A 25129-nucleotide genomic window follows, 5' to 3' on the forward strand; every position below is an offset into this window, starting at 1 on the left:
CCTGCAGCTGCCGGACCCGGCTCCCGACGCGGTGCGCGGGGCCGTGCAGCTGCCGGACCCGGCTCCCGACGCGGTGCGCGGGGCCGTGCAGCTGCCGGACCCGGCTCCCGACGCGGTGCGCGGGGCCGTGCAGCTGCCGGACCCGGCTCCCGATGCTGTGCGTGGGGCCGTGCAGCTGCCGGACCCGGCTCCCGATGCCGTGGGCGGTGAGACCCGGCCGCCGCCGGACGCGGCTCCCGATGCCGTGGGCGGACCCGGCCGGCCCCTGACGGTTGGGCAGCTTGATCCGGTGCGGGCGGTGCGCGGGGCCTTTCTGCCGCAGTCGGCGGGGGACTGGCTGGCCGGCCTTTTCGCCCTGGCGCGGGAAGAGGTGCTGCACACCCCCGCCGTGATCGGGCTGCTCGACGAGCTGCTGTCCGGCATGGCCGCGGACGACTTCCTGATCGCCGTGCCGTCGCTGCGCCAGGCGTTCGAGTTCTTTCCGCCCCGCGAGCGGGAGATCATCGCCGGCCGGTTGCTGGAGCGGCGTGGCCTCGGTGGCACCGGGCGGGACCTGCTGCGTGGCGTCGCGGATCCGCAGCTGGTCGCCGCCGGGATGGTGCTGGACGACCGCGTCGACACCGTCCTGCGTCGTGCCGGACTGATGGGTGGGGCACATGACTGACCCGGATCTTGAACGGTGGCGGCTGGTGCTCGGCGCGCCGGCGGCCTCGTTGGGACAGCTCGGGCCGGAGGGAGCCGCCCGCGATGCCGCGCTGGACTGGCTCTACGGCCGCGACGGCGACCTCGACAAGCGGGACGTGCGCCGCGGTGACGGTCGGACCGGTGGCGACGGCCCGTCGGCGCTGACCACAGTGGACTGGCTGGACGACGTCAACCGGCTCTTCCCCCGGGAGACGGTGGAGCGGCTGCAACGCGACGCCATCGAGCGGTACGAGATCACCGACATCGTCACCGACCCGGCCGTGCTGGAGCGGGTCGAGCCGAATCCGGCGCTGCTCAAGGCGGTTCTGCAGACCAAGCACCTGATGAATCCCGAGGTGTTGCGCCTGGCGCGGCGCATCGTGGAGGCTGTCGTCCGCGACCTGATGGCCAAGCTGGCAACCGAGGTGCGGGCCTCGTTCACCGGCACCCGGGCGCGCCGGCCGAGCCGGTGGAAGCAGGCCCGGGACTTCGACATGACCCGGACGATCCGCGCGAACCTCGGCCACTACCGGCCGGCCGAGCGGCGCCTGTTCATCGAGACGCCGCACTTCTTCTCCCGCACCCGCAAGCAGGTCGACCAGTGGCAGGTGATCCTGCTGGTCGACCAGTCCGGTTCCATGGTCGACTCGGTGATCCACTCGGCGGTCACGGCGGCGTGCCTGTGGGGGCTGCCGGGCGTCCGCACTCATCTGATCGCCTTCGACACCAGCGTGGTCGACCTGACCAGTGACGTCGACGACCCGGTGGAGCTGCTGATGAAGGTGCAGCTGGGCGGCGGCACCGACATCGCCCGGGCGGTCCGCTACGGCGCCGACCTGATCGAACAACCGCGCCGGGCGATCGTCGCCCTGATCACGGACTTCTACGAGGGCGGCTCACCGGCGCTGCTGATCCGCACGGTCCGCGAACTCGTCGAGCAGGGCACGAAGGTCCTCGGCCTGGCCGCGCTGGACCGGGACGCCAACCCCAGCTACGACCGCGACATGGCCCAGCGGCTCGCCGACGTCGGCGCCTCGGTGGGTGCGATGACTCCCGGCCAGCTGGCGGCCTTCGTCGCGGAACAGGTGGGCCGATGAGGCGGACGGGAGACACGATGCGGGCCGACCTGCGGGCGTTGACGCCGGAGACGTTGGCGGAGCTGACGAACCGCGGCCTGGTCAAGCGCGCGAGCCGGGAGCTCGAGCGGTCGGTGCCGGCGATCGACGAGAACGGCGACGGCACGGTGCGCGCCACCTACGACGACGGCGTGACGACGGAGCTGCCGGTCGGCGGCCTGGAGCGGGGCACGTGCAGCTGCGGCGCGGCCGGTGTGTGCCGGCACATCGTCGGGCTGGTCCTCGCCTACCAACTCACCGCCGACGATCCCGGCTGCGCACCGAGCGATCCAGAACCAGAGCGTCCCGGGGAGGAGGTCGCGGCTCCGGAGCAATGGTCTCCGGGCGACTTCACCGACGCCCAGCTGGTGGAGCGCATCGGTGAGCGGATGATGGCCGTCGCCCTCCGGACCCAGCGGACCGGTTACCTCGCGCAGGTGCATCGGGCGCGAGCCGGAGATCCGGTGTCCAGTGTGGAGCTGCCGACCGCGACGGTGCGCTTCCTCGTGCCGCGTGACCTCGGCTTCGCGCGGACCGACGCGGTCGCCGGGGTACGCGACGACGTGCTGGCCCTGGCAGTCTGGGCGTTCCGTGAGGCGGACGCGCGCTTCCCGGCCGAGCCCGACGTACAGGTGCAGGTCGGCGGTGGCGGGACGGCGGCGGGCGGCCCGGGTCTGGAGGCGGCCGTGGCGCTCGCGGGCGTCGTGCTGAGCGAGGGCGCCGTGCACGTCGGAGCCGGCATCGCGGCGGACGTGACCACGGTCCGGCGTGCGCTCGAAGCCGGCCGGATGCGGTGGCCCCTGCTCGCCGTGGACGACCTCGTCGCGCAACTGGACGCGTACCGGGATCGCAGCGCCCGCTATCGGCCCGAGGCGCTCGCCGATCACGTGGCCGAGCTGTTCGCCCGCCACCGCTCGGTGACCAGCGCCCCCGCCGAAGCCGAACCCGATCGGCCAGCGCCCACGTCCCATCGCGCCCTCCGATCCCGCGTGCTCGGCACCGACGAAGCCTCCGAGACCCCGCTCCGCCGCGCACGCCTCGACGGCCTGGGTGCCCGGGTGTCGGTCGTCGGGGAGGAGCGGGTCGTCGAGGTTTTCCTCGCCCATGCCAACAGCGCGACCGTGCTCGTCCTGCGGCGTTCCTACGAGACTGCCGACACCGGTCCGCAGCTCGCGGCGCGGCGGGTTGCCGGGGTCAGCATCGGGTCGTTGGCCGGCGGCGCGGTGGTCACCGAATCGGCGGCGCGCAGTGCGAGCCGTGCCGTCCGGCTCGGTGCCCGGCGGTTGAGCCGTACCGAAGCGATGGTCTCGCGGGGGTCCTGGCAGGACCTGCCGCGGGTCCTGCTGGTCGACGACCTCGCCGCCCTCGCCGGGGAGCTTGATGCGCTGCCGCCGCGGCTGATCCGGGCCCGGGTCGAGGCCGAGCTGGTCCGTGTCGTCCCGGTCGCCGCCGTCCACTCGGTCAGCTACGCCCCCGGCGCCCAGCGGCTTGATGCGGTGATCGCGGACGCCGCGGGGGTGACCGCCGTGGTCTCCGCGGTGCACGCGGCCTGTGCCCCCGGCCGGCTCGACAGCATGGCCGCCGCTCTCCGCGCCGATCTCCGGTACGTGGCCGGCAGCGTCCGCCGGGCCGGTGGCGGCATCGTGATCGACCCGGTCGGCTTCGCGCTCGACGGTGCCGTGGTGGTGCCGGATCTCGCCGCCGCCGGTCGTGGCACCGACCCCGACGACGCCCCGGCCCGCACCACGGACGCGCTGGGCCAGGCCCTGGACGAGGCGGCTGCCCTGCTCGCCGAGCTGGCCCACCGCGGCCTGCACCACGCCCCGGCCACCATGCCCGGGCGGCTGCGCGGGTCGGCCGGCCGGTTGCGCAAGGCCGGCCTGCGCCGGGTGGCCGAGACCATGACGGGCCTGGCGGGACGGCTCGGCCCCGATCCCGGCGACGCCGCGACGCAGGCCTGGGTGGACGCCTACCTCCGCGTCAACCTGGCATCCGACATGCGATGAGCACCCCCGGCTGTCGCGTTACATTGCTTCCATGGAATCTAATTCTATGGAAGCGATCGTTCTGGACGCTCCGGGCCCGCCCGAGGCCCTGCACCTTCGCCGGCTCCCCGTCCCCGATCCCCACCCGGGCCAGGTGCTGATCAGAGTCAAGGCCTTCGGCCTGAACCGTTCCGAGCTGCACACCCGGCTCGGTCTCGCCGAGGGCGTCACGTTCCCCCGGGTCCCCGGCATCGAAGCGACCGGCGTGGTCGCGGCCGCACCCGGCGGTGAGTTCGCCGTCGGGCAGCAGGTCTTCGCGATGATGGGCGGCATGGGCCGCACCTTCAACGGCGGCTACGCCCAGTACACGTGCGTCCCCGCCGCCCAGGTGATCGCGTTCCGCAGCGACCTGGACTGGGCCACCCTCGGCGCCGTGCCGGAGATGATGCAGACCGCCTACGGCGCGCTGACCGAGGGGCTCGACGCGCAGCCCGGCCAGTCCCTGCTCATCCGGGGCGGCACGTCGTCCGTGGGCATGGCCGCCGCCATCCTCGCCAAGCGACGCGGCATGACCGTGCTCTCCACCACCCGCAGCCCCGCCAAGGCCGGCGCCCTGCGTGCCATCGGCGTGGACCACGTGCTCATCGACGACGGTGCCGTGGCCGAGCAGGTCCGCGCGATCCTCCCGGGCGGGGTGGACAACGCCCTCGAGCTGGTCGGCACCCCGACCCTGCCCGACACGCTGCGGGCGGCCTGCCGGTTCGGGGTTGTCTGCATGGCGGGCATGTTGTCCAACGAGTGGACCGTTCCTGACTTCTATCCCATCGGTTACCTCCCGCGGGGTGTCCGGCTCACCGGCTACGGCGGCGATGCCGACGATCTGCCGCCGGCCGTGCTGCAGGACTTCCTCGATGCCGTCGCCGCCGGTGAGGCCGTGGTGCCACTCGACCGCACCTACCGGTTCGACCAGATCGTCCAGGCGCACGCGGACATGGAAGCCGGTGTCGCCGTGGGCAAGTTCGTGGTGCTGACCAACGAGGGCGGCTGAAAGAAGCGAACAGAAGCGCGAAATTAGTCGACAGGCTCTTGTGGAGTTCGTCACAGCCGACCTAAGGTCACCTCACCCTCACGGCGTCGTCCCGCCGTGCGCTCGTCCCCGGTCGCGCTCCCGAGAGAAATGAGCTCCTCGATGTCACTGCCTGCGAGGTGGCCCGCCCTGGCCACCGCAACCGTCGTCGGACTGGCCCTGCTGTCCACCGCGGCCGTCCCGGCATCCGCAGCCGGCGAAACCAAGGCCGCAGCCGGCGAAACCAAAGCCGCAGCCGCCGAAACCATGGCCGGAGCCGCCGAAGGCGCAGCCGCCGTCGTGACCCGCGCCGCCCTCGACCCCGCCCTCGTCGCCGGCCGCGGCGCCACGGTGAACTTCGTCGAGCAGGAAGCGGAGAACGCCCGCTTCACCGGTTCCGTGATCGGCCCCGACCGCGCCGCCTACACGCTGGCCGCTGAGGCCTCCGGCCGCACCGCGGTCAAGCTGACCCCCGGCCAGTACGTCGAGTTCGTCCTGCCCCGGGCGGCCAACGCCGTCACGGTGCGGTACAGCATCCCGGACGCCCCCACCGGCGGCGGGATCACCGCGCCCCTCGACGTCGCGGTCAACGGCAAGCGCACCGGGAAGCTGACCCTCACCTCGCAGTACGCGTACCTCTACAACCAGTACCCGTTCACCAACGATCCGACCGCCGACCTGCTGCACCCGGACTGGTGGATCGCCGAGTGTGCCTGCGTGCCGTCCGCCACCACGCCGACGCCGCAGATCGACAAGCCGTTCCGGCCGATGCACTTCTACGACGAGCAGCGGTTGCTGCTCGGCCGGACCTACCGGGCGGGCGACCGGGTGCGGCTCACCGCCTCGGCCGGCGCCGCGTGGACGGTCATCGACCTGCTCGACTCGGAGCTCGTCGCCCGGCCGCACGTCAACCTGGCCGCGGCCAACGTGCTGCTCTTCGGCGCCGATCCGAGCGGACGGCGGGACTCCGCGGCCGCGTTCGACAAGGTGATCGCCTTCGCCAAGCGGGCCCGGCTCAAGGTCTACGTGCCGCCGGGCACATACCAGGTGAACCGGCACATCCTCGTCGACGACGTCACGATCGAGGGCGCCGGCAGCTGGTACACGATCATCAAGGGCAAGCAGGTCACGCTCCCCGAGCCCGCCCCGGACGGCTCGGTGCACACCGGCGTCGGCTTCTACGGCAAGGACGCCGCCGCCGGCGGCAGCCGCAACGTGCACCTCCGGGGCTTCGCGATCGAGGGTGACGTCCGCGAGCGCATCGACACCGATCAGGTCAACGGGATCGGCGGCGCGTTCAGCGACTCCACCATCGACGGTCTGCACATCCGGCACACCAAGGTGGGCATCTGGGTCGACGGCCCGATGCGCAACCTGCGGGTCGGCAACACCATGATCGTCGACCAGATCGCCGACGCGCTGAACTTCCACACCGGCGTCACGGATTCGGTGGTGCGCCACACCTTCGTCCGCAACACCGGCGACGACGGCCTGGCCATGTGGTCGGAGCGGACCGCGGACGCGGGCAACACGTTCGACCACAACACCGTGCAGACGCCGACCCTGGCCAACGGCATCGCCATCTACGGCGGCACCGACAACACCGTGTCGAACAACCTGATCGCCGACCCGATCCGGGAGGGCAGCGGCATCCACGTCGGCTCCCGGTTCGGCGCCGAGCCGTTCGCCGGCGCGCTCACGATCAAGAACAACACCGTGGTACGGGCGGGAACGTTCGAACTGAACTGGAGGATCGGCCTCGGCGCCATCTGGTTCTACGCGCTGGACAAGAGCATCACCGCGGCCATCCGGGTCACCGGCGACCACTACCTGGACAGCACCTACAACGCGATCATGCTGGTCAGCGAGTGGGGCGTGAAGGACCTGTACTCGATCAGCGGCGTGGCCTTCGAGGACATCCGGGTGGACGGCACGGGCACCTCGGTGGTCAGCGCCCGGGTGGCCGGCGGCGCCTCGTTCGCCAACGTCGACGCCCGCAACGTCGGCGCGGTCGGCATCAACAACTGCGGTGCGTTCAACTTCAAGCCGACCGGCTCGGAGTTCACCGTGACGGACCTGGGCGGCAACGACGGCGGCGGCACGACCGGCCCGTGGCTGGCGCCGTGGGAACTGCCGAACACGATCACCTGCGACGACCGCCCGCCGGTCGTCGCGCCGCCGGCACCCAGCACCTGGTGACGGTCGGGTAGGGCACAGGGCGGGCGCCACGGGGCGCCCGCCCTTCCCGTTGTCCCCGCCAGCGTTATTGAACTCATCGGTTCAGTGTCGTAAAGTGAACCACATGGTTCAGCAAGACGTTCTCGATCGGGTGTTCGCCTCGCTGGCGGACCCGCACCGGCGGCAGATCCTGGTCCGCCTCGGCACCGGCCCGGCCACCATCGGTGAGCTGGCGGAGCCCGCCGGGATGAGCCTGACCGGCATGAAAAAGCACGTCCAGGTCCTCGAGGACGCCGGCCTCGTCGTCACGGAGAAGGTCGGCCGGTCGCGGCAGTGCCGGCTCGGGGCGGCGCCGCTGGACGAGGCCATGGCGTGGATCAGCTTCTACCAGCGGCTCTGGGCCCGGCGGCTCGACGGCCTCGACGCCTACTTCACTCTCGAACGCGGCACGGAAGGACACCAGCCATGACCCTCGACATGCGGATGACCCGGCGGCTCCCGGCGACGCCCGACGATGTCTTCGACGCGTACACGGACGCGGAGAAGCAGAAGATCTGGTTCAGCATCCTCGACGAGAAACCCGGCATCGTCGAGATCGAGGTCGACCTCCGGGTGGGCGGTCAGCAGACCGCTGTCTGGGGGCCCGACCCCGACAACCTGTTCCGCGAGACGCAGACGTTCCTGGAGATCGACCGGCCGCACCGGCTGGTCACCGACTCCACCGGGATGAGCCCGGACGGCCGGACGATGACCACCCGGGTCGAGATCACCTTCGAGGCGGTCGACGACGGCACCCTGATGACCGTGGTGCACAGCGGCTTCCCGGAGCCCGAGGTCCGGGACTTCTTCGTCAACGAGGTCTGGGTGGGTGCCCTCGACCGGATCGAGGCCTTCCTGGTGCGGGGCACGGAGCCGGCGGATGCGTGACCGGCTCCTGATCCTCGCGGCCGGCGTCGGGACGGCGGTCGTCGTCAACGAGATCCTGTACGCGGTGGGCCGGGCCGCCGGTGGCACCTTCCGCTTCACTTCGTCCGGTGCGGCGGCGACGGTGGACGGTGTCACAGTGGCCGCCTTCGGCGCCGTACCGTTGCTTGTCGGTCTGGTGGCCGTGGCCCTGCTGTCGCCGCTCGGCGAGGGGGTGGTCCGCACGGCGCTGGTCGTCGGTCCGCTGCTGGCGATCGGCACGATCGCCCTGATGACGGTGCCCACCGACCTCGACGTCACCAGCAAGGTGACGCTGGCGTTCTGCCACGTCACGCTGGTGCCGATCATCCTGGTCGCGGTCCGGGCGCTGGGCCGCCGCACCGCCGCGCGGAGCCGGGCCCGGGTCGGCGCGGGGTGACGACACAGCGGATCCAGGTCGGCCAGCCGGTGCGTCCCGGGTAGGGGCAGACTGGCCGGATGAGTCGAGAAGCGCTCGGGGTGGCCGTCGCCGGCTTCGGTTGGATGGGACGCGTGCACACCCAGTCGTACCTGCGGGTGCTGCACCACTTCCCGCAGCTCGGCGTCCGGCCCGAGCTGGTCGCGGTCGCCGACGAGGTGCCCGGGCGGGCCGCCGAGGCCGCCGCGCAGTACGGCTTCACCGCCGCCACCCTCGACTGGCGTGAGCTGGCCGCCGACCCGCGCATCCGGGCCGTCAGCATCGCCGCGCCCAACTTCCTGCACCGGGAGCTGGGCGTGGCGCTGGCCCGGGCCGGCAAGCACATCTGGATCGAGAAGCCGGTCGGCCTGGACGGGGCCGACGCCCGGGCGGTCGCCGCCGCGGTCCACGAGTCCGGGGTGCAGGGCGCGGTCGGCTTCAACTACCGCCACGCGCCCGCGGTGGCCGCCGCCCGCGAGCTGATCACCGGCGGTGAGCTGGGCACCGTCACGCACGCCAGGTTCCGGCTCCTCAGCGATTACGCCGCGCATCCGCAGGGCGCGCTGAGCTGGCGCTTCGAGCGGGCCCGGGGCGGCACCGGCGTGCTCGGCGACCTGGCCGCACACGGCGTCGACCTGGTCCGGCACCTGCTCGGCGAGATCACCGCGCTGGTCGCCGACACCGCCACCTTCGTGACCGAGCGGGCCCGGCCGACGGGTGCGACCGCCGGGCACATCCGGGCCGCCGGGGGAGAGCTGGGCCCGGTGGAGAACGAGGACTACGTCTCCAGCCAGCTCCGGCTCGCCTCGGGTGCCCGGGTGGTGCTGGAGGCCAGCCGGGTCGCGGTGGGCCAGCAGAACAACTACGGCTTCGAGGTGCACGGCACCCGGGGCGCGGTGGCGTGGGACTTCCGCCGGCTGGGCGAGCTGAGCGTCAGCGTGGGGGACGGGTACCAGGACCTGCCGACCCGGACCGTCCACGTCGGACCGGGGGACGGGGAGTATGCGGCGTTCCAGCCCGGTGCGGGGATCGCGATGGGGTACGACGACCTGAAGGTGATCGAGGCGTACCACTTCCTGCGGTCGGTGGCGGAGGGCAGGCCGTACGGGGCGACCCTGGACGATGCCGTGCACAGCGCGCGGGCGCTGGACGCGATGGCCGAGTCGGTCGGCACCGGCGGCTGGGTGCGGCTGCGCTAAGTGGCGATCCGGCCCAGCCACTCGTCGAGCAGGGCCCGCTCGGCGGCCGACAGCCCGGCGAGCCGCGGCACCGCCGCCCGTAACGCGATCGCGTTCCCGGTCACGCCGTCGGGGCCGGCGGCGGGGGCATCCGTCGTGACCGCGGCGATGACCGACTCGCGGGCCAGCGCCGACAGCTCGGGGTCGCGCTGCTCCGGCAGCAGGCCGATCAGCTCGAACGTCAGGCCCGCGCCGGCCGAGTGGATCAGGTGGGCGGCCCGTTCCTCGCTGACCCGCAGGCGGCCGGCCTCGGCGATCCGGCGAACCTGGGCGGCGAGGATGGCCGCGGCCTCCGCGGCGGCCGGGGACCGCACGCCGGGCCGCGGCTCGCCGTAGATGAGGGTGTAGCACGCCGGGTGTTCGACCCCGAAGCCGACGTGCAGATCCCAGCCCCGCCGCAGGTCCTCGACCGGGTCGGCGCTCTGCGCCAGGGCCGCCTTGCCGCGCAGATAGGTGCCGAAGCCGTGGCTCGCGACCGCGTCCAGCAGGCCCTGCTTGTCGCCGAAGATCCGGTAGATGGTCGGCGCCTGCACGCCGGCGGCCGCGCCGACCGCGCGGGTCGACACCGCCTCCCGGCCACCCTCGGTGAGCAGGGCGGCGGCCGCCTCGATGATCCGGTCGCGGGTGGTCGCTGTCATGTAACGACGATAACACTCTGCCGTTAGCGGCTTGACGGTAGCGATGCTAACGTGATGACGTTATCAACGTCAGCACCTGAGTGAAGGAGTCACCATGACCGGCAACCAGCCCCGCGTCGCGATCGTCACCGGCGGATCCCGCGGCATCGGCCGCGCGGTGGCCGAGCGGCTCGCCGCCGACGGCCAGCACGTCGTCATCGTCTACGCGGGCAACAACACCGAGGCCGAGAGCGCGGTCGCGGCCATCGAGGCCGCCGGCGGGTCCGCCGCCGCGATCCAGGCCGACGTGGCCGACGAGACCGCGGTCCGGGCGGCCTTCGACCTGGCCGAGCAGCGGTACGGCGGCATCGACGTGGCCGTCAACGCGGCGGGCATCATGCTGCTCGCCCCGGTCACCGAGCTGAGCCTCGTCGACCTGGACCGGATGCACCGCACCAACGTCCGCGGCACCTTCGTGGTCGACGGCGAGGCCGCCCGCCGGCTGCGTCCGGGCGGCGCGATCATCAACTTCTCCACCTCGGTGACGCGGCTGCACCTGCCGACCTACGCGGCGTACGCGGCGAGCAAGGCGGCCGTCGAGGCGATCGGCCCGATCCTGGCCAGGGAACTCCGCGGCCGCGACATCACCGTCAACGCGGTGGCGCCCGGCCCGACCGCGACCGCGCTGTTCCTGGACGGCAAGGACGAGGCGACGATCGAGCGGATGGCGCAGCAGAACCCCATGCAACGGCTGGGCCGCCCGGCGGACATCGCCGAGGTCGTCTCCGCGCTGGCCGGCCCGGCCCGGTGGATCAACGGCCAGACGATCTACGTCAACGGCGGGGTGGCGTGACGCCACCGGCCCGCGCCAGGATCGCCTCGGCATAGGCGGCGCACTCGGCGGGGAAGTGCGCGAAGAACTTCACCGGCGCGACCATCTCGACCTCGAGCAACAGCAGCCCGGCCGGCGAGTCCGGCGCGATGATGAAGTCCAGCCGCACCGCCAGCGGTTCCCGCGTCAGCAGCCCACGCAACGCGGCGTAGCTCCGGGTGATCACCTGCTCCTGCCGCGGGGTGAAGCTCCGGTACGGCTGCGGATCGGGATGGAAGGCCCGGGTGGCGTCCCCGGGCCGGAGGATGGCGGCCTTGGTGATCGCGTGCGAGACGCGCCCGTCCAAGGTCAGCACGCCGAGCTCGCGGTGGGTGTCGATGGCGTGCACGTACGGCTGGATGATCGCCGTGCCCAGCTCCGCGGCGTAGGCGACCAGCTGGGGCAGCTCGTTGATGGTGAACTCCCGGGCGCCCAGCGCGCCGCCGGCGGCCACCGGCTTGGCGACCACTGTCCGCCGCGGCGAGCCCGCCGGCGGGAAGGCCTCCCGCAGCTCGCCGGCCGTGGGCCGTTCGACGACCAGGGTGGGCACGATCGGGACGCCGGCCGCACCGAGGCGGGGCAGATACCGCTTGTCCGAGCCCAGCGCGACCGCGTCCGCCGGGTTGAGCAGCCGGGTGCCCTCCGCCTGCCGGGCCCGCAGCCAGGCCGCGAACCGGGCTTCCTGCCGCCACATGCTCCACGGCGACTGGAGCACCACGGCGTCGTAGCCGGCCCAGTCGACCGATTCGTCGCCGTCCCAGGTCACCACCGCCGCCGTCGCCCCGCGGGCGGTGAGCTGCTCGGCCACCAGCGGGGTGTCACCGTCGTGCCAGTTGGCCTCGGGGAAGGACCGCGAGGTCACCAGGGCGATGCGCATCGGTTCAGACGGCGGCGGGCACGCGGCGGGCGTTCGGGGCCTGGCGGACGCCGGCCGGCAGGGCCTCCCGGGCCGATCCGGCCAGCGCCTCGGCGGCGGCGACCTCCAGACGCAGGCTGCGGACCGCCGCGGTGGCGATGTCGGAGGCCTGCCAGGCGGCGTTCTCGGCGTCGAGGCTGCGCTGGTATGCGGCGAACCGGTGGCTGACCGCCGCCCGGGCCAGCACCAGCTCCTGCTCGACCGGGTGCAGCGCCGGGTCCCAGCCGTTGCGGTGGGTCAGCGCGTCCAGCAGCTGGGTGTCGGAGAGGTTGCCCCGGCGGTACGCGGCCTGTGCGGAGCGGCGCAGCGCCTGGGCCCGGTCGGCGCGCTCGTCGTCGGAGACCGGGGTGGCCGGGACGCCGTACGCGGCGGCGCGGCGGGCGCGGGCCAGGGTGGCGTCCGCCTGCTGGTACGCCTGCCAGGCGTCCTCGACGGCGGCCTGCGCCCACTGGCACTCGTCGCGGCGGCGCTCGGCGGTGTTGGCCGCCCCGCTGGCCGCCACGGCGATCTCGTCCGCGTACCGGATCGCCTCGGCGGCCTCCGCGGCCCGGCGCTCGGTCTCGGCGCGCTTCTGCGCCGCGTTCTCGGCCAGCCAGGCGGAGATCTGCCGCGGGCGGTGCACGCCGCGGGGCAGGGCCAGCGCGAAGAGGGCGACGACGGCCAGCACGATCAGCGCGAGCCAGATGGCGGCCACCCGGCCGCTGTTGCCGACGAGAAGTGCCACAGCAAAGTTCATGATCTATCCCTTGTCCACCGCGAGAGGTCGGTAATCGAGCACCCTCGAACTTCCGTGAGGGCGTGACGAGACGTTCAGGCGGTGCGGGGCGGACCTCGCGGCGCGGTGGCGGCACTGCTGACCTGGTCGGTCAGGAGGGGAGCGGCGAGCCGGACCGGCCGGGCCGACGACGCCGGGGCGGCCGGCGGCGCGGTGACGATCGTCTCGGCGACGGCCGGCGCGGGAGCCGAGGCGGCCGGGGCGGCGACGGCGGCGGCGGTGGGCACCGGAAGGGGATCGGTGACCGGGCCGGCCGCGGTCGGCGCGCCGAGCAGCGCGGCGAGGAACAGGGACACGACGAGCGGCAGCCGCGTACGGCGAACCACACCCCTCATATCCACACCGGACAACCTATCGGGGAACCGGACCCCGACGCATCTCCGCGGCTCGATCAGGTGACCGAGGCAACTCCCTAGAGTTGTTCCATCCGCCGGATCTCGCTGCCCTGCTCGACGGCCATCTCGTTGGCCACCTCGTGCAGCGCCTGATCGGTGCCGCCGGCCAGCACGTCGCCGGCCATCCGCAGGGCGCCCCGGTGGTGTGCCGTCATCATCGTGACGAACGTGTGGTCGAACTCGGCGCCTCGGGCCGCGGTGAGCGCCGCCAGCGCGGCCGGCGTCTGCATGCCCGGCATGGTGCTGTGGTCGTGCCGCGGGTCGGACTCGGGCAGCTTGCGGGCCCGCAGCCACTGCTTCAGCCAGTTGATCTCCGGTGCCTGGGCGGCGTCCATCCGGGCGGCCAGGGCGCGCAGCCCGGTGCCACCGGCGCGTTCCGGGGCCAGCCGCGCCATCTCGACCGCCTGGGTGTGGTGCACGATCATCATCTGCACAAAAGCGACATCGATCGTGTTGTAGGTCGAGCCGTCGGGTGCGCGTACCTGATCCGAGTCGGTGACCCGGGCGGACTCGCCGGGCCTGCCGGGCAGCACCACCCGGACCGGCGGCGCCGAGCTCACGGCCGGCCGCGGCGCGGCGGCCGGGTCGCCGTCGCCCGAGCGGGCCGCCCAGGCCCCTCCGCCGGCGGCCAGCAGCACCGCTGCCACGGTGACCAGCGTCAATGTCCTCTGCCGAGTCATCGGGTCCTCTCGTGCGGATAACTGTGCCCCCGCGTGCCGCCTCCGGCCACTACTGTAACGACCAAGGTGAATGCGCACCGACCGTGACAACATCCTGCCCCTTGGTGCGCGAGCCGGAAGGAGCTCCATGAAGCACACTGCCTCACGAGGGCGGCAGCTCAAGCGCACGGCATGCCTCAGCGCGGCGGCAATCCTCATCGGACTGTTGGCATCCCCCTCCAGCGGTGCGGCACAGAGCCCCGTTCCCGACCCGGGCACACCGCCCGGCGTCGACGAGGTCGCCAGCACCCCGAACCTCAACCAGGTCGCTTATCTGCCGAAGACGGGCCCGTTCGCGAACTCCACCAACTCGGACTGGGCCTTCCAGGGCGATTACGCATACGGCGGTAACTACAACGGCTTCACGGTCTACGACATCAGCAAGCCCAAGGCGCCGACCGTCGCCGCGCAGGTGCTCTGCCCCGGCTCGCAGAACGACGTGACGGTCAAGGGCAACCTGCTGTTCCTGGGCACCGACTCACAGCGGACGAACGATTCCTGCGACAACGTCGGCTCGACCAACGCCGCTCCCGGCGACCGCTGGGAGGGCATCAAGATCTTCGATATCAGCGACCCGCTGACGCCGAAGTACCTCAAGGCGGTCAAGACGGACTGCGGCTCGCACACCCAGACGCTGATCCCGGGCAAGCGCGGCGACAACTCGATCTACCTGTACGTGTCGTCGTACAACCTGGCCGGCACGGACCTGCCGAACTGCCCGCTGCCGCACGACAAGATCTCCATCGTGCGGGTGCCGGTGGGGAACCCGGCCGCGGCCGCCGTGGTGGCGACCCCGGTGCTGTTCCCGGACGGCGGCTACCCGGGTGGCGCCGAGGGGCAGTCGCCGACGACCGGCTGCCACGACATCACCGCGTACCCGGAGAAGGACATCGCCGCCGGCGCCTGCATGGGTGACGGGGTGCTGTTCGACATCTCGGTCCGGAGCGCGCCGAAGGTCATCACGAGCGTCCGCGACACGGTGAACTTCTCCTTCTGGCACTCGGCCACGTTCAACAACAAGGCCACCAAGATCGTCTTCACCGACGAGCTCGGCGGCGGCGGCGCGGCCACCTGCAACCCGGAGATCGGCCCCCACCGCGGCGCCGACGCCGTTTACGACATCGTCGGCAAGGGCAAGCGGGCCAAGCTGGAGTTCCGCAGCTACTTCAAGATCCCGCGGACCAACACCGACTTCGAGAACTGCGTGGCCCACAACGGCTCGCTGATCCCGGTGCCGGGGCGCGACATCATGGTGCAGGCGTGGTACCAGGGCGGCATCTCGGTCTGGGACTTCACCAACTCGCGCAAGCCCAAGGAGATCGCGTACTGGGAGCGCGGGCCGCTCTCGGCCACCCAGTTCGTCGGCGGCGGTTCGTGGTCGGCGTACTGGTACAACGGCTTCATCTACTCCAACGACATCGTCAAGGGCGTGGACGTGCTGGAGCTGAAGGACCGGCGGACCAACCCGGCCCGCCGCGCCGAGACGGACGTTTTCAACGCGCAGACCCAGGACGACTACCGCAAGTGGTGATCCGGGAATGAGTGTGGGCCCGGTCTCTTCCCGAGACCGGGCCCGTTCCGTCTGGCAGTGTGCTGTCACGTGGACAACCTCTGGCTGCAGCAGATCGCGGCGAACCCCGGCCATTCGCAGTGGTACATCGAACGCTTCCGCACGATGGCCCGCAACGGCGCCGACCTGGGCGGCGAGGCACGGCTGATCGATAGCATGGTGCCGCGCGGCGCCCGGATCCTCGACGCCGGCTGCGGCGCCGGCCGGGTGGGCGGCCGGCTCGCCGCGCTCGGCCACGAGGTCACCGGCGTTGATCTTGATCCGGAGCTGATCGCCGCGGCCGGCGAGGACCACCCCGGGCCCGACTGGCGCGTCGGTGACCTGGCCGAGCTGGACCTGCCGGACCGCTTCGACGTGATCGTCTGCGCCGGCAACGTGATGACCTTCGTCGCCCCGGACACCCGGGCCGGGATTCTCCGCCGGATGCGGGCCCACCTCGGCGAGCAGGGCCGGGTGGCGATCGGCTTCGGCGCCGATCGCGGGTACGCGTTCGACGACTTCCTCGCCGACGCGACCGCCGCCGGGCTGAACCCGGACGTGCTGCTGGCCACCTGGGACCTGCGCCCGTTCGGACCCGGCGCGGATTTCCTGGTCGCCCTGCTGCGGGCCGCCTGATCAGCGGTCGTTCATGCTGAAGTGCATGTCGTCCTTGAGGCTGCGCCACCGCCCGCCCCAGTAGAAGCCCTGGTCGGTGAAGGCCCGGACGGCCCCGGCGGCGTGCATCATGCCGCGCCGGTAGACGTCGCGCCGGAGGAACGCGCGGCCGCCCACCGGGTCGATGGACGAGCCGCGGACCATCGGGTTCTGCACCGGGTTGACGTCGATGGCCAGCCCGTACGCATGCTGCGACCAGGTCTTGCTCCCACCCACGACCCGGCAGTTGTACCCCGAGGTCACCGCGCCCATGTCGGAGATGTACGGCGCGTTGAGCGTCATCGGGCTCATCCCCTGGATCCGGAAGCGCATCCGGTACAGCGCCTGGAAGGCCCGCTGGGTCCGGGTTGCGATGGTCCGGTGCACGACGATGCTGCCCTGCTGGGCGGCGCCGTAGAAGTCGATGTAGGTGACCCAGACCTTGCGCAGGTCGGCCGGCGGCACCGGGCACTTCTTCGCGACGGTCCAGTTCACCGCCCCGGCCGTGACGGTCTCGATCCGGGAGCGCCAGCCGGTCAGCCCGCCGGTGACCGGCCGGGCCAGGTTGAGCACGCCGTCGGTGCTGGGCTGGTGCGGTTTGCGGAGGCCGTTCCAGGCCCGCAGGTCACGCCGCCGGATGCCGTAGGCCGCGGCGATGCTCTTGATCGTCTCGCCGGGCCGGACCACGTGGTAGGCGGGGGCGGCCTCGGCCGGGGTCACCGCGGCGGCCGGGGTGGCCGGGGCGAGAGCGGGGGCAACGGTCAGGATCAGGGCGCTCAGGAGCGCGGACAGACGTTTCACATGGCCTATTACGCCCGAGAACGGCCCGGCGAATCAGGCGAATCCGGAAAAAGTCTCGCTTTTACCGATGGCCCGCCCCGGGACCGGGACGGGCCGTCTCGCATGTCGGGAGGTCAGCGGCGGCTGCGGCGGATCAGCACCAGCGCCACGGTGGTGGCGGAGGCGACCGCCGCGATCACGGCGACCGGCACCGGGCGGCGTACCGCGTCGGCCAGGGCGGCGGCCCGTCCCCGCAGGCGGGCCCGCACGTCGGTCCTGGCGGCCAGGGCGGCGGCGGTCACGCCCAGGTCGTCGCGGGTGCGGGCGATCTCGGCCCGGAGCTCGGCCGGGTCGGCCGGCGCCACGCTGCCCGGCCGGGTGGTGGTGTCGCTGCTCATCCGTGCCTCCCGTGCCGGACGGCGGCCTTCACCGCGTCCACGTCACGCCTGGCGCTGTCGACCGCGGCCGTCGGCGCCGGCGGCACGGCCTGCTGCACCTGCTTCTTGCCGAGCAGCGCGGCAACCGCTGCGACGGCGAAGACCACCACGGTGACCACGAGCGCGGCCAGCCACGTCGGCCATACGGTGGCCAGGGCGGCGCCGATGGTGACGAGCAGGGCGCCCACGCCGTACATCGCCAGCACGCCCGCGCCGCCGAGCAGCCCGGCGCCGGTGCCGGCCCGCTTGCCCTTCTCGACCATCTCCACGCGGGCGAGCGCCAGCTCGTCCCGGACGAGGGTGGACACCTGCTCGGACATCTGACTCACGAGCTGCGCGGTTGACGCCTCCGCCGGCCATGCGGTGCGCGACTGGGTATCGGTCATGATCATCTCCGTTCCTCATCCGACGCCGACCCGTTCCGACCAGCGCGTCTCCCTCTCCGGTACCCATCACCCCGGCGGCTATGCGAAATGCCGCCAACCGTCCCTGATCGGGTGTGCGCCCGCCCCGGCGGGCCGGCGCGCTACCGTTCGGAGGGCTGCCGCTGGAGAAAGAGGTGTTGACGATGACCGCCGAGAAGGCCGTGCTCGCCGGAGGCTGTTTCTGGGGGATGCAGGACCTGATCCGCAAGCGCCCCGGGATCCTGGACACCCGGGTCGGCTACACCGGCGGTGACGTGCCGAACGCGACCTACCGCAACCACGGCAGTCACGCCGAGGCGATCGAGATCAGCTACGACCCGGCCGTGACCTCGTACCGTGACCTGCTGGAGTTCTTCTTCCAGATCCACGACCCGACCACGCTGAACCGCCAGGGTGGCGACATCGGCCTCAGCTACCGGTCGGCGATCTTCTACCTGGACGACGAGCAGAAGCGGGTCGCGCTGGACACGATCGCGGACGTCGAGGCGTCCGGGCTGTGGCCGGGCAAGGTCGTCACCGAGGTGACCGCCGCCGGGCCGTTCTGGGAGGCCGAGCCGGAGCACCAGGACTACCTGGAGCGCATCCCGAACGGCTACACCTGCCACTTCCCGCGGCCCGGCTGGAAGCTGCCGCGCCGTTCCGGCTGATCCCTCGCACGCGCGCGCTCTGCCGCGCGGGCCGGCGCCCGGCGGGCGGATAATCTGCCTTCCGGATTCCCGCCCGTGCGGTCAGAGTGGAGAGCTGTGAAGCTGAGTCTCAACAAGCGTCAGATCATCATCGGGGCCGCGGTGATCGTGGTGGTCCTGGTGGGGCTGGCGGTGGGCAGGTCCGCCCGCGACGAGCAGGGCGCCGGGCCGCTCGACGCCCCGGCCACCCAGGCCTGTGACGACTTCGCGGACGGCTACCCGCAGGCCCGCTCCGCGGCCACCCGGCTCGCGCTGGCCGACACGGTGAGCAAGTCGGCCGCCGGCACCGACAACGAGGTGATCGCCGACCGGGTCCTCGCGGTGGGCCGCAGCGCCAACGACAGCACCACCGAGTGGAAGTCCGCCGCAGACGCGCTCACCCAGGCCTGCCGCGACGCCGGCTGGAGCTGACCCCGGGCCCCCGCTACCGCCGCGGTGCGAAGCCCTGCACCGCGGTCAGGTACGCGGACGTGAACACCCGGCCCCCGCCCACCGCCACGGCGCCGCTGCTGTAGCCGTCGCTCAGCGGCACCTCGGCCAGCCTCGCGCCGGTGCTCCCGCGCAGCGCGACCAGCCGGGTCGGCCGGTCGACGGGATGCGGCAGCACCGGGCCGTCCATCGGGTAGTGCTGGAAGTAGACGACGCCGTTGGAGACGGTCAGCGGCCCGGTCGGGCTCGCCGGCACCGACCACCGGGCCCGGCCGCCGGTGGTGCGGGCGTCCACCCGTTCGTCGCGGTCGGCCACCTCGGAGTCGGAGACCGTGTAGAGCCCGCCGTCCGCGACCATGACGTCGTGATACCGGCGGTCCCTGACGCACCACCGCGTGCTGCCGTCCGCCGCGCGCAGCGCGCAGAGATCGCCGGCGGCCAGGTAGACATGGCCCGCGTCGGCGGCCACCGGGCCGGCCGTGAGCCCCTTGCGGGACCACACCCGGTGCCCGGTGGCGACGTCCACGGCGGTGAGGGCGGCGACGCCCGGACCGGTCGAGGTGCTCACGGTCAGCCGCCCGGCCGCCGCGGTGAGCTGCGGCGCTCCACCCGGTACGGTGCGCTGCCAGGCCGGCTTGCCGGTGGCCGCCGACCACGCGGCAACAGTGGTACGCGCACAGCCCGCCTCAGGCTCACGGTCGCAGTCGAGCTCGCCGGCCGCGATCACCAGGCGCCCGGCGACGACGACCCTCGGCAGGAACTGCTCACCGGGCACCCACCGCGCCCAGGACGACCACCCGTCCAGCGTGTACGCCCGGATCCGCGCCACCGGCCCGGCGTTCTCATAGGCGCTGATCGTGAAGACGCGCACACCGTCGCTGGCCGGTTCGCCGAGGAACAGCGCCTTGATCGCGGGCGCGGCGAACGGCAGCGACCGGCCGGTCACCGCGTCACGCCGGGAGATCCGCTTGCCGCTGCGCGGGTCGCCGGCCGGCCAGGCGTCCTCGGTGTAGTAGACCGAACCGTGCACATAGGTGGGACTCGACCCGATGGCGCCCTGAGCCGCCGGCGCGGTCCAGGAACGGGCGAGCCGCTCGGCCTCCCGCGGCGACGGGCCGGCCGGGACGGGGCGGGCGACGGCCGCGCCGGGCGTGACGACGAGGGCGGCAATCATCGCCACCACCACGGTTCTGCTGCGCATGGCCGTACTTTCCCCGCGGGCGCGACGGCCCGCCCGGACAACACGCGCCGGGTCACCCGAGGGTGGCTTGACTTCTCCGGCCGGTGCGCGAGCATCCCAGGATGACCAAGCTGACCGCACAGGAGATCGCCGAGCAGGCGCCGGCCGGGTGGGCGTACCTGCTCGGCGGGTTGCAGACCAGGATCAGGACCGGGGACTTCAAGGCCGGGCTGGCCCTGGTCGACGCCATCGGCGCCGCCGCCGAGGCGATGGACCACCACCCCGACCTGGACCTGCGCTACACCCATGTGGATGTGCGACTGACCAGCCACGACGTGGGCGCGGTCAGCGCCCGCGACCTCCGGCTGGCCGGCACCATCTCGACGCTGGCAGCCGACGCCGGCGCCGCGACCGAATGCGCGAGCGTCGCCCGGCTCGAGTTCGCCCTGGACAGCCCGGACTTCGCCGCGGTGCGGCCGTTCTGGGGCGCCGTGCTGGCGATGGAGCCCGACGGCGACGAGCTGCGCGACCCGTACGGGGTGCTGCCGACCCTGTGGCTGCAGCAGTCCGGCAGCCAGGAGCCGCGGCAGCGCTGGCACCCCGACCTCTGGCTGGACCCGGCGCAGATCCAGCCCCGGATCGAGGCGGCGGTGGCCGCCGGCGGCACGCTGGTCAGTGACTCGGAGGCGCCGAGCTTCTGGGTGCTCGCCGACCCGCAGGGTAACAAGGTGTGCCTGTGCACGTGGCAGGACCGCGGCCCGTCCTGACCCGGGAATGCGGCAGCCCCGCCGGAACCGAGGTCCCGGCGGGGCTGCCCTACCGGCTCAGCCGACGCCGAACCAGAAACGACCGACATCCATGGGTACTGTCGTGTGTGCGCTCCCACCAAAAGCCGGCCGCCATCACGGCGGTCCTCGTCCTGGTACTGGCCGGCCTGGGCGGCTGGCTGCTCGCCGGCTCCGGCGATGCCACCCGCCGGCACGTCGTGGTCGGCGGCGTGCCGCTCGACGAGGTGCACCCGCCGGCCGGGGGCCGCCGCCCCGGCGTGGTGGTCGCCCACGGCTTCGCGGGCTCCGCGCGGTTGATGGCCCAGTTCGGCGACGTGTTGTCGGCGCAGGGCTACGTGGTCGTGCTGCTCGACTTCTCCGGGCACGGTGCCAACACCCGTCCGCTGCCCGACGGCACCGCGAGCACCGACAGCTCCACCGCCGCCCTGCAGCGCGACCTCGACGTCGCGGCAACGCATCTGCGCGGCCTGCCGGATGTCGACCCGTCCCGGATCGCGCTGGTCGGCCATTCGATGGGCGCCGCCGCGGTGACCCGTTACGCGGTCGCGCACCCCGAGGTCGCGGCCACGGTCGCGATCTCCCTGCCGGACTCCTCGACGGTCCTGCCGGACCGGCCGGCGCGGCTGCTCCTGCTCGTCGGCGCGCTGGAATTCCCCGGCTTCCGGTCCGAGGCCGCCCGCGCCGCCGCGCCGGCCGGCGCGAACCGATCGATGGTGGTCGTGCCCGGCGTCGAGCACATCTCCATCCTGTACGCGCCGCGCACCCATCGCGAGACGGCAGCCTGGCTGGCCCAGAGCTTCGGGGACCCGGCAGCCGTGGCCGAGTTGCCGTCACCGATCCGCCGGGTGGGCGGCGCCGCGATCCTGCTGCTGGCGCTGCTGGCCGGTCTCTACCCCGTCGCTCGGCTGCTGCTCGGTGACGTCCGGGCCGGCTGGCCGCCCCTGCGCGGGCCGCAGCTCGGTGTCACGTTTGCGGTGGCGGCGCCGGCCGCCGGGCTCGCCGCGCTGGCCGCGCCGCTGCTGCCGACCAGCCGGCTGCCGCTCGCCGTGGGCGGCTACGTGGTCGGGCTCACCGGTGTCGCCGGCGCCGCGCTGCTCGGCTACCGCCGGTGGCGCGGGGCCACCTTCCCGGCCGCGGAGCCGGTCACCGCGCCGGGAAGGCTGCGGCTGGCGGTCGCCACCCCGGTGCTCATCGGGTACGCGGCGACGGTGATCGCCGTACCGATGCACCTCGGCCTCACCCACGCCCTGCCGGTGGGTGTCCGCTGGTGGCTGCTCGTGATCGTCTGGGCGGGTTTCGCCGTGCTCGCCTACGCCGCCGAGCGGGTCACCAACGGCAACAGCCTGGGTGTCCTGGCCGTCTCGACGGTCGCGGTGATCGCGCTGACCGGGGCCGCCGTCGTCGGGCTCACCTCGGGCTTTGTGCTGCTTGTCGTGCCGTTGCTGGCGGTCCTGCTGGTGTGGCAGGCGGGCTGGAGCGCCCTGCTGCACCGGTTCGCCGCGCCGCCGTGGCTGATCGCGCTCGTCGGATCACTGGTCGTGGCGTGGCCGATCGCGACCACACTCCCTGTGATCGGCTAGGCCGGACGCGTGGAGAACTCCAGGGTTCGTGCCACTGTGCACGGCGGCAACGCGCGGGCACCCATAGATCGACAAGCATGGGCCGGGTCGGACGTACATCGATCTGGAGGAATCCCGTGCGGAATCGTCGTACCACCGTTCTCCTCGGCGTCCTGGCCGCCGGCGCGCTGCTCAGCCAGCAGGCCTGCACCCCCGTCGACCGGACGTCCGGCGGGCCGGTCGCCTTCACCACGCCGCCCGCCGAGAGCCCGACGCCGGTCGCCGCATCGTCGGCCGGGAGCAAGCCGGCCGGCAAGAAGGCCGGCGGCAAGAAGGCCGCGACCGGCAAGGCCGAGGACCCGATCCTGGCCGGCAAGCGGCAGATCGTGATCAAGCCGGTCCCCAGCTTCGAGTCGATCGTCGTGGTCGACGACCGCGGCCGGCTCACGCTCACCGACGGCGAGGCCGAGCACGGCCTGTTCGTGCTCACCCCGTCCGGCGGCAAGCACCTGATCAAGACGGCCAAGGCGGGCGCGAGCGGCGAACCCTCGTGCCTGGGCATCAAGAACAACGGCACCGCCCCGCTGACCGTCGAGGCCGCGGCCTGCGACGCCGGCCGGGCCGGCCAGCTCTTCACGATCACCCGGCAGCGGGCCAAAACCAAGACCGGCGAGCCCACGTACGCGATCAGCAACCAGAGCGCGTTCCTCCAGGTGTTCCCGCAGTCCGGCCTGATCGCCGAGGAACTGGGCGACGCGCCGCTGAAGACGACGTACGCGTTCGTCGACAACGGCCCGTCCACCCTGCCGATCCTCGACTAGAGCTGGTATCCGATCGCCCGCAGGAACGCCTGGGCGATGACGGCGTGCCCCGGCCGGTTGGGGTGGATGCGATCGTCGGCCCAGTCCGCCGGGGTGGTCGACCGCAGCACCTCGTCGAACGCGTCCTGGGTACGCACGACCACCGCCCGGAACTCCGCGCCGATCTCCCGCGCGACCAGGCCGTACCGGTCGCTGGCGGCGCGCTGCGGCTCGGCCCGGTCCGGCTCGATGATGTACGGCTCGGCGACGATGAGCCGGCAGCCGGTGCGGTCGACCGCCCGGCGCAGCAACGTGCGCAGCGTCGTCGCGTACTCGTCGAGAGGCACGGCCTTGCGCGGCTGACTGCCGAAGGCATGCCAGACGTCGTTGATGCCGATCATGACGGAGAGCCAGTCGGGCGCGGTGCCGATCGCGTCGGCCTCCCACCGGGCCGCCAGATCCCGCACGGTGTCACCGCCGACGCCCCGGTTGACCCAGCTCAGCCCGAGCTCGGGATGACGGGCGACAACGAGGCTGCGCACCAGCTCGACGTAACCGTCGCCGTAGGGCGGCGCGGCGCCCCGGCGGTCGCAGTCGGTGATGCTGTCGCCGATGAAAACGACCCGCTGTCCGGTGGAGAAGATCATGCCGCCATCATGGCCGACCGATAATCGCTGGCGCATCCGCGCCGGGTCGCGCAAGCTATGACCACCAAGCCCGAGGGGAGTGAACCGTCATGTCGCAGCAGCCCGCTATCGCGTCCGGCTATCCGAATATTCTGCCCCTCATGCCGGTTGAGCTTGACCTTCGACGTCCCACGCGCAGTCGTGGACGGCGGCGGTGGAGCGGTTAGCGCAGCATTTCCTGCGTCTTGAGCCGCCCACCTCACACCGAGGCACGGGCGGCTTCTTCGTTTCCGGAAAAGACGCCTGTCCACCTTTTCAGAAAGTGCCAGCCCGGGTAGCCCAACGGAAGAGGCGTCCGATTCAGGGTCGGAAGGTTGAGGGTTCGAATCCCCCTCCGGGTACGCAGGTCAGATCGTCTCGCTGTAGCTCAGCCGGTCGGAGCGTCGCCCTGATAAGGCGAAGGTCGGTGGTTCGAATCCACCCGGCGAGACTGTTGTTCCCATGGCGCAGTTGGAAAGCGCGCGACGCTACGAACGTCGAGGTCGCAGGTTCGAGTCCTGCTGGGAACGCGCAACGGGTTGTGGCGCAGCCTGGTCAGCGCGCTCGGTTTGGAACCGAGAGGCCGCCGGTTCGAATCCGGCCAACCCGACGCGGTCCGGCGTCGCCCAACGGCAGGGCAGCGGATTGTTAATCCGTACGGTGGTGGTTCGAATCCACCCGCCGGAGCACCTGGACACCCCGTTCCCGCGGTAGCGCCGACGCTGGAGAGTCGGACCTGCCTGTAAAGCAGGTGCATCGCTGAGAGGGTTCGAATCCCTCCTACCGCACAAACTCGGCCGCAAACGAGCAGGCAGGGTGGCATTCGGCCGAACGCCGCCGCCCGCCACACACCTGCCTGTACGAAGGACAAGACGGGGCAATTCCGAGCGCCAGTCGCCGGGACGCTACGGTAGCGTCGCTCCTTTGACTGTCCGGAGGCTCAGCGTGCAAACAGATCGATCCCAGGCCACCTGGCGCCGCAGCGCGCGCTGCGTGAGCGACCACCATTGCGTCGAGATAGCTGATCTCGGAGAATTGGTCGGCCTCCGGAACTCGCAGGTGCCCGACGCCTCCCTCGCCATCTCCCGGCCGGCGTGGCGCCATCTGGTCGCAGGAATCAAGGCCGGCGAGTTCGATCAGGTCCGGGACTGATCAGGTCCCGCTCTGCGGTGGAACGCCGGCGCGGTTCATACCGTCGCGCCGGTGCCCCGCGTTTCTCGGCGCGCAGATACTCGTCGTTGACCAGCTCGAGAAACCG

At 72.5% G+C, this 25129-nt stretch carries 28 protein-coding genes and 6 tRNA genes; 24 read left to right on the forward strand and 10 right to left on the reverse strand.

What is annotated here, in order from left to right:
- From ACIBQZ_RS01905 to ACIBQZ_RS01945, 9 genes are all read left to right on the forward strand, one after another.
- Positions 1–664 (forward strand): DUF5682 family protein (locus tag ACIBQZ_RS01905; RefSeq protein ID WP_396086559.1); only part of this gene is annotated, 664 nt, incomplete at its 5' end.
- Positions 657–1781: a VWA domain-containing protein gene (locus ACIBQZ_RS01910; protein ID WP_396086560.1), complete on the forward strand. Its 1125-nt coding sequence runs from the start codon at positions 657–659 to the stop codon at positions 1779–1781. The genes ACIBQZ_RS01905 and ACIBQZ_RS01910, both read left to right, overlap by 8 nt.
- The gene (locus ACIBQZ_RS01915) at positions 1778–3805 is read left to right on the forward strand and encodes a hypothetical protein (RefSeq protein ID WP_396086561.1); all 2028 of its coding nucleotides are present in this window, start codon (positions 1778–1780) and stop codon (positions 3803–3805) included. Before ACIBQZ_RS01910 ends, ACIBQZ_RS01915 begins: the two co-directional genes overlap by 4 nt.
- A gap of 46 nt (positions 3806–3851) precedes the next feature.
- On the forward strand, positions 3852–4832 hold the full coding sequence (locus ACIBQZ_RS01920) for a zinc-binding alcohol dehydrogenase family protein (RefSeq protein ID WP_396086562.1): 981 nt from the start codon (positions 3852–3854) through the stop codon (positions 4830–4832).
- A 141-nt stretch (positions 4833–4973) separates the two neighbouring features.
- Positions 4974–7049: a glycosyl hydrolase family 28-related protein gene (locus ACIBQZ_RS01925; RefSeq protein ID WP_396086563.1), complete on the forward strand. Its 2076-nt coding sequence runs from the start codon at positions 4974–4976 to the stop codon at positions 7047–7049.
- A gap of 103 nt (positions 7050–7152) precedes the next feature.
- A complete protein-coding gene (locus tag ACIBQZ_RS01930) occupies positions 7153–7497 on the forward strand; it encodes an ArsR/SmtB family transcription factor (RefSeq protein WP_396086564.1) in 345 nt (114 codons plus the stop codon).
- The gene (locus ACIBQZ_RS01935) at positions 7494–7955 is read left to right on the forward strand and encodes an SRPBCC domain-containing protein (protein ID WP_396086565.1); all 462 of its coding nucleotides are present in this window, start codon (positions 7494–7496) and stop codon (positions 7953–7955) included. The genes ACIBQZ_RS01930 and ACIBQZ_RS01935 overlap by 4 nt, the downstream gene beginning before the upstream one ends.
- Positions 7948–8370: a DUF6069 family protein gene (locus tag ACIBQZ_RS01940; protein ID WP_396086566.1), complete on the forward strand. Its 423-nt coding sequence runs from the start codon at positions 7948–7950 to the stop codon at positions 8368–8370. The genes ACIBQZ_RS01935 and ACIBQZ_RS01940 overlap by 8 nt, the downstream gene beginning before the upstream one ends.
- A 59-nt stretch (positions 8371–8429) precedes the next feature.
- A complete protein-coding gene (locus ACIBQZ_RS01945; protein ID WP_396086567.1) occupies positions 8430–9587 on the forward strand; it encodes a Gfo/Idh/MocA family protein in 1158 nt (385 codons plus the stop codon).
- On the opposite strand, the gene ACIBQZ_RS01950 is transcribed toward ACIBQZ_RS01945, so the two are convergent.
- Complete coding sequence (locus tag ACIBQZ_RS01950) at positions 9584–10264, reverse strand: TetR/AcrR family transcriptional regulator (RefSeq protein WP_396086568.1); 681 nt, start codon at positions 10262–10264, stop codon at positions 9584–9586. The genes ACIBQZ_RS01945 and ACIBQZ_RS01950 overlap by 4 nt on opposite strands.
- A 94-nt stretch (positions 10265–10358) precedes the next feature.
- Here ACIBQZ_RS01950 and ACIBQZ_RS01955 point away from each other — a divergent pair, with 94 nt between their 5' ends.
- Positions 10359–11096, forward strand: a complete 738-nt coding sequence (locus tag ACIBQZ_RS01955; RefSeq protein WP_396086569.1) for an SDR family oxidoreductase — start codon at positions 10359–10361, stop codon at positions 11094–11096.
- Here ACIBQZ_RS01955 and ACIBQZ_RS01960 read toward each other — a convergent pair.
- From ACIBQZ_RS01960 to ACIBQZ_RS01975, 4 genes are all read right to left on the reverse strand, one after another.
- Positions 11077–11991 (reverse strand): RimK family alpha-L-glutamate ligase, encoded by a 915-nt coding sequence (locus ACIBQZ_RS01960; RefSeq protein WP_396086570.1) that lies wholly within the window; start codon positions 11989–11991, stop codon positions 11077–11079. The genes ACIBQZ_RS01955 and ACIBQZ_RS01960 overlap by 20 nt on opposite strands.
- A 4-nt stretch (positions 11992–11995) precedes the next feature.
- Positions 11996–12766 (reverse strand): hypothetical protein, encoded by a 771-nt coding sequence (locus ACIBQZ_RS01965; RefSeq protein WP_396086571.1) that lies wholly within the window; start codon positions 12764–12766, stop codon positions 11996–11998.
- A gap of 74 nt (positions 12767–12840) precedes the next feature.
- The gene (locus ACIBQZ_RS01970; RefSeq protein ID WP_396086572.1) at positions 12841–13140 is read right to left on the reverse strand and encodes a hypothetical protein; all 300 of its coding nucleotides are present in this window, start codon (positions 13138–13140) and stop codon (positions 12841–12843) included.
- 77 nt (positions 13141–13217) lie between these two features.
- On the reverse strand, positions 13218–13880 hold the full coding sequence (locus ACIBQZ_RS01975) for a DUF305 domain-containing protein (RefSeq protein ID WP_396086573.1): 663 nt from the start codon (positions 13878–13880) through the stop codon (positions 13218–13220).
- Between the two features lie 127 nt (positions 13881–14007).
- Here ACIBQZ_RS01975 and ACIBQZ_RS01980 point away from each other — a divergent pair, with 127 nt between their 5' ends.
- Both ACIBQZ_RS01980 and ACIBQZ_RS01985 read left to right on the forward strand, forming a co-directional pair.
- Entirely contained in the window at positions 14008–15450 is a 1443-nt protein-coding gene (locus tag ACIBQZ_RS01980) for an LVIVD repeat-containing protein (protein WP_396086574.1), read from the forward strand.
- A 144-nt stretch (positions 15451–15594) separates the two neighbouring features.
- Positions 15595–16104, forward strand: a complete 510-nt coding sequence (locus ACIBQZ_RS01985) for a class I SAM-dependent methyltransferase (protein WP_396086794.1) — start codon at positions 15595–15597, stop codon at positions 16102–16104.
- Here the strand turns inward: ACIBQZ_RS01985 and ACIBQZ_RS01990 are convergent, their stop codons facing one another.
- The 3 genes from ACIBQZ_RS01990 to ACIBQZ_RS02000 form a co-directional block, all read right to left on the reverse strand.
- Positions 16105–16923, reverse strand: a complete 819-nt coding sequence (locus ACIBQZ_RS01990; protein ID WP_396086575.1) for a M15 family metallopeptidase — start codon at positions 16921–16923, stop codon at positions 16105–16107.
- Between the two features lie 113 nt (positions 16924–17036).
- On the reverse strand, positions 17037–17300 hold the full coding sequence (locus ACIBQZ_RS01995; protein ID WP_396086576.1) for a DUF3618 domain-containing protein: 264 nt from the start codon (positions 17298–17300) through the stop codon (positions 17037–17039).
- Entirely contained in the window at positions 17297–17725 is a 429-nt protein-coding gene (locus tag ACIBQZ_RS02000; protein WP_396086577.1) for a phage holin family protein, read from the reverse strand. Before ACIBQZ_RS02000 ends, ACIBQZ_RS01995 begins: the two co-directional genes overlap by 4 nt.
- Positions 17726–17907: 182 nt before the next feature.
- On the opposite strand from ACIBQZ_RS02000, the gene msrA reads away from it, so the two are divergent.
- Both msrA and ACIBQZ_RS02010 read left to right on the forward strand, forming a co-directional pair.
- The gene (gene msrA / locus ACIBQZ_RS02005; protein ID WP_396086578.1) at positions 17908–18411 is read left to right on the forward strand and encodes a peptide-methionine (S)-S-oxide reductase MsrA; all 504 of its coding nucleotides are present in this window, start codon (positions 17908–17910) and stop codon (positions 18409–18411) included.
- Between the two features lie 96 nt (positions 18412–18507).
- On the forward strand, positions 18508–18861 hold the full coding sequence (locus tag ACIBQZ_RS02010) for a hypothetical protein (protein ID WP_396086579.1): 354 nt from the start codon (positions 18508–18510) through the stop codon (positions 18859–18861).
- Between the two features lie 13 nt (positions 18862–18874).
- On the opposite strand, the gene ACIBQZ_RS02015 is transcribed toward ACIBQZ_RS02010, so the two are convergent.
- Positions 18875–20080 (reverse strand): PQQ-binding-like beta-propeller repeat protein, encoded by a 1206-nt coding sequence (locus ACIBQZ_RS02015; protein WP_396086580.1) that lies wholly within the window; start codon positions 20078–20080, stop codon positions 18875–18877.
- Positions 20081–20181: 101 nt separating this feature from the next.
- On the opposite strand from ACIBQZ_RS02015, the gene ACIBQZ_RS02020 reads away from it, so the two are divergent.
- The 3 genes from ACIBQZ_RS02020 (at position 20182) to ACIBQZ_RS02030 (ending at position 23227) form a co-directional block, all read left to right on the forward strand.
- Entirely contained in the window at positions 20182–20826 is a 645-nt protein-coding gene (locus tag ACIBQZ_RS02020; protein WP_396086581.1) for a 4a-hydroxytetrahydrobiopterin dehydratase, read from the forward strand.
- A gap of 107 nt (positions 20827–20933) precedes the next feature.
- Complete coding sequence (locus tag ACIBQZ_RS02025) at positions 20934–22427, forward strand: dienelactone hydrolase family protein (protein ID WP_396086582.1); 1494 nt, start codon at positions 20934–20936, stop codon at positions 22425–22427.
- A 116-nt stretch (positions 22428–22543) separates the two neighbouring features.
- Complete coding sequence (locus ACIBQZ_RS02030; RefSeq protein ID WP_396086583.1) at positions 22544–23227, forward strand: hypothetical protein; 684 nt, start codon at positions 22544–22546, stop codon at positions 23225–23227.
- On the opposite strand, the gene ACIBQZ_RS02035 is transcribed toward ACIBQZ_RS02030, so the two are convergent.
- Positions 23224–23853: an SGNH/GDSL hydrolase family protein gene (locus ACIBQZ_RS02035; RefSeq protein ID WP_396086584.1), complete on the reverse strand. Its 630-nt coding sequence runs from the start codon at positions 23851–23853 to the stop codon at positions 23224–23226. The two genes, ACIBQZ_RS02030 and ACIBQZ_RS02035, sit on opposite strands and share 4 nt — an antisense overlap.
- A gap of 307 nt (positions 23854–24160) precedes the next feature.
- On the opposite strand from ACIBQZ_RS02035, the gene ACIBQZ_RS02040 reads away from it, so the two are divergent.
- The 7 genes from ACIBQZ_RS02040 (at position 24161) to ACIBQZ_RS02070 (ending at position 25023) form a co-directional block, all read left to right on the forward strand.
- Positions 24161–24233: transfer RNA gene (locus ACIBQZ_RS02040), tRNA-Leu, on the forward strand.
- 15 nt (positions 24234–24248) lie between these two features.
- Positions 24249–24322: transfer RNA gene (locus tag ACIBQZ_RS02045), tRNA-Ile, on the forward strand.
- A 5-nt stretch (positions 24323–24327) separates the two neighbouring features.
- A tRNA-Arg gene (locus tag ACIBQZ_RS02050) sits at positions 24328–24401 on the forward strand.
- A gap of 5 nt (positions 24402–24406) precedes the next feature.
- A tRNA-Pro gene (locus ACIBQZ_RS02055) sits at positions 24407–24481 on the forward strand.
- Positions 24482–24486: 5 nt separating this feature from the next.
- Positions 24487–24558 (forward strand) — tRNA-Asn (locus ACIBQZ_RS02060).
- Positions 24559–24578: 20 nt separating this feature from the next.
- Positions 24579–24659, forward strand: a tRNA-Tyr gene (locus ACIBQZ_RS02065).
- A 157-nt stretch (positions 24660–24816) separates the two neighbouring features.
- On the forward strand, positions 24817–25023 hold the full coding sequence (locus ACIBQZ_RS02070; RefSeq protein ID WP_396086585.1) for a DUF397 domain-containing protein: 207 nt from the start codon (positions 24817–24819) through the stop codon (positions 25021–25023).
- The last annotated feature ends 106 nt before the right edge of the window (positions 25024–25129 follow it).

Source organism: Actinoplanes sp. NPDC049599, from assembly GCF_044465625.1.
Lineage (GTDB): Bacteria > Actinomycetota > Actinomycetes > Mycobacteriales > Micromonosporaceae > Actinoplanes.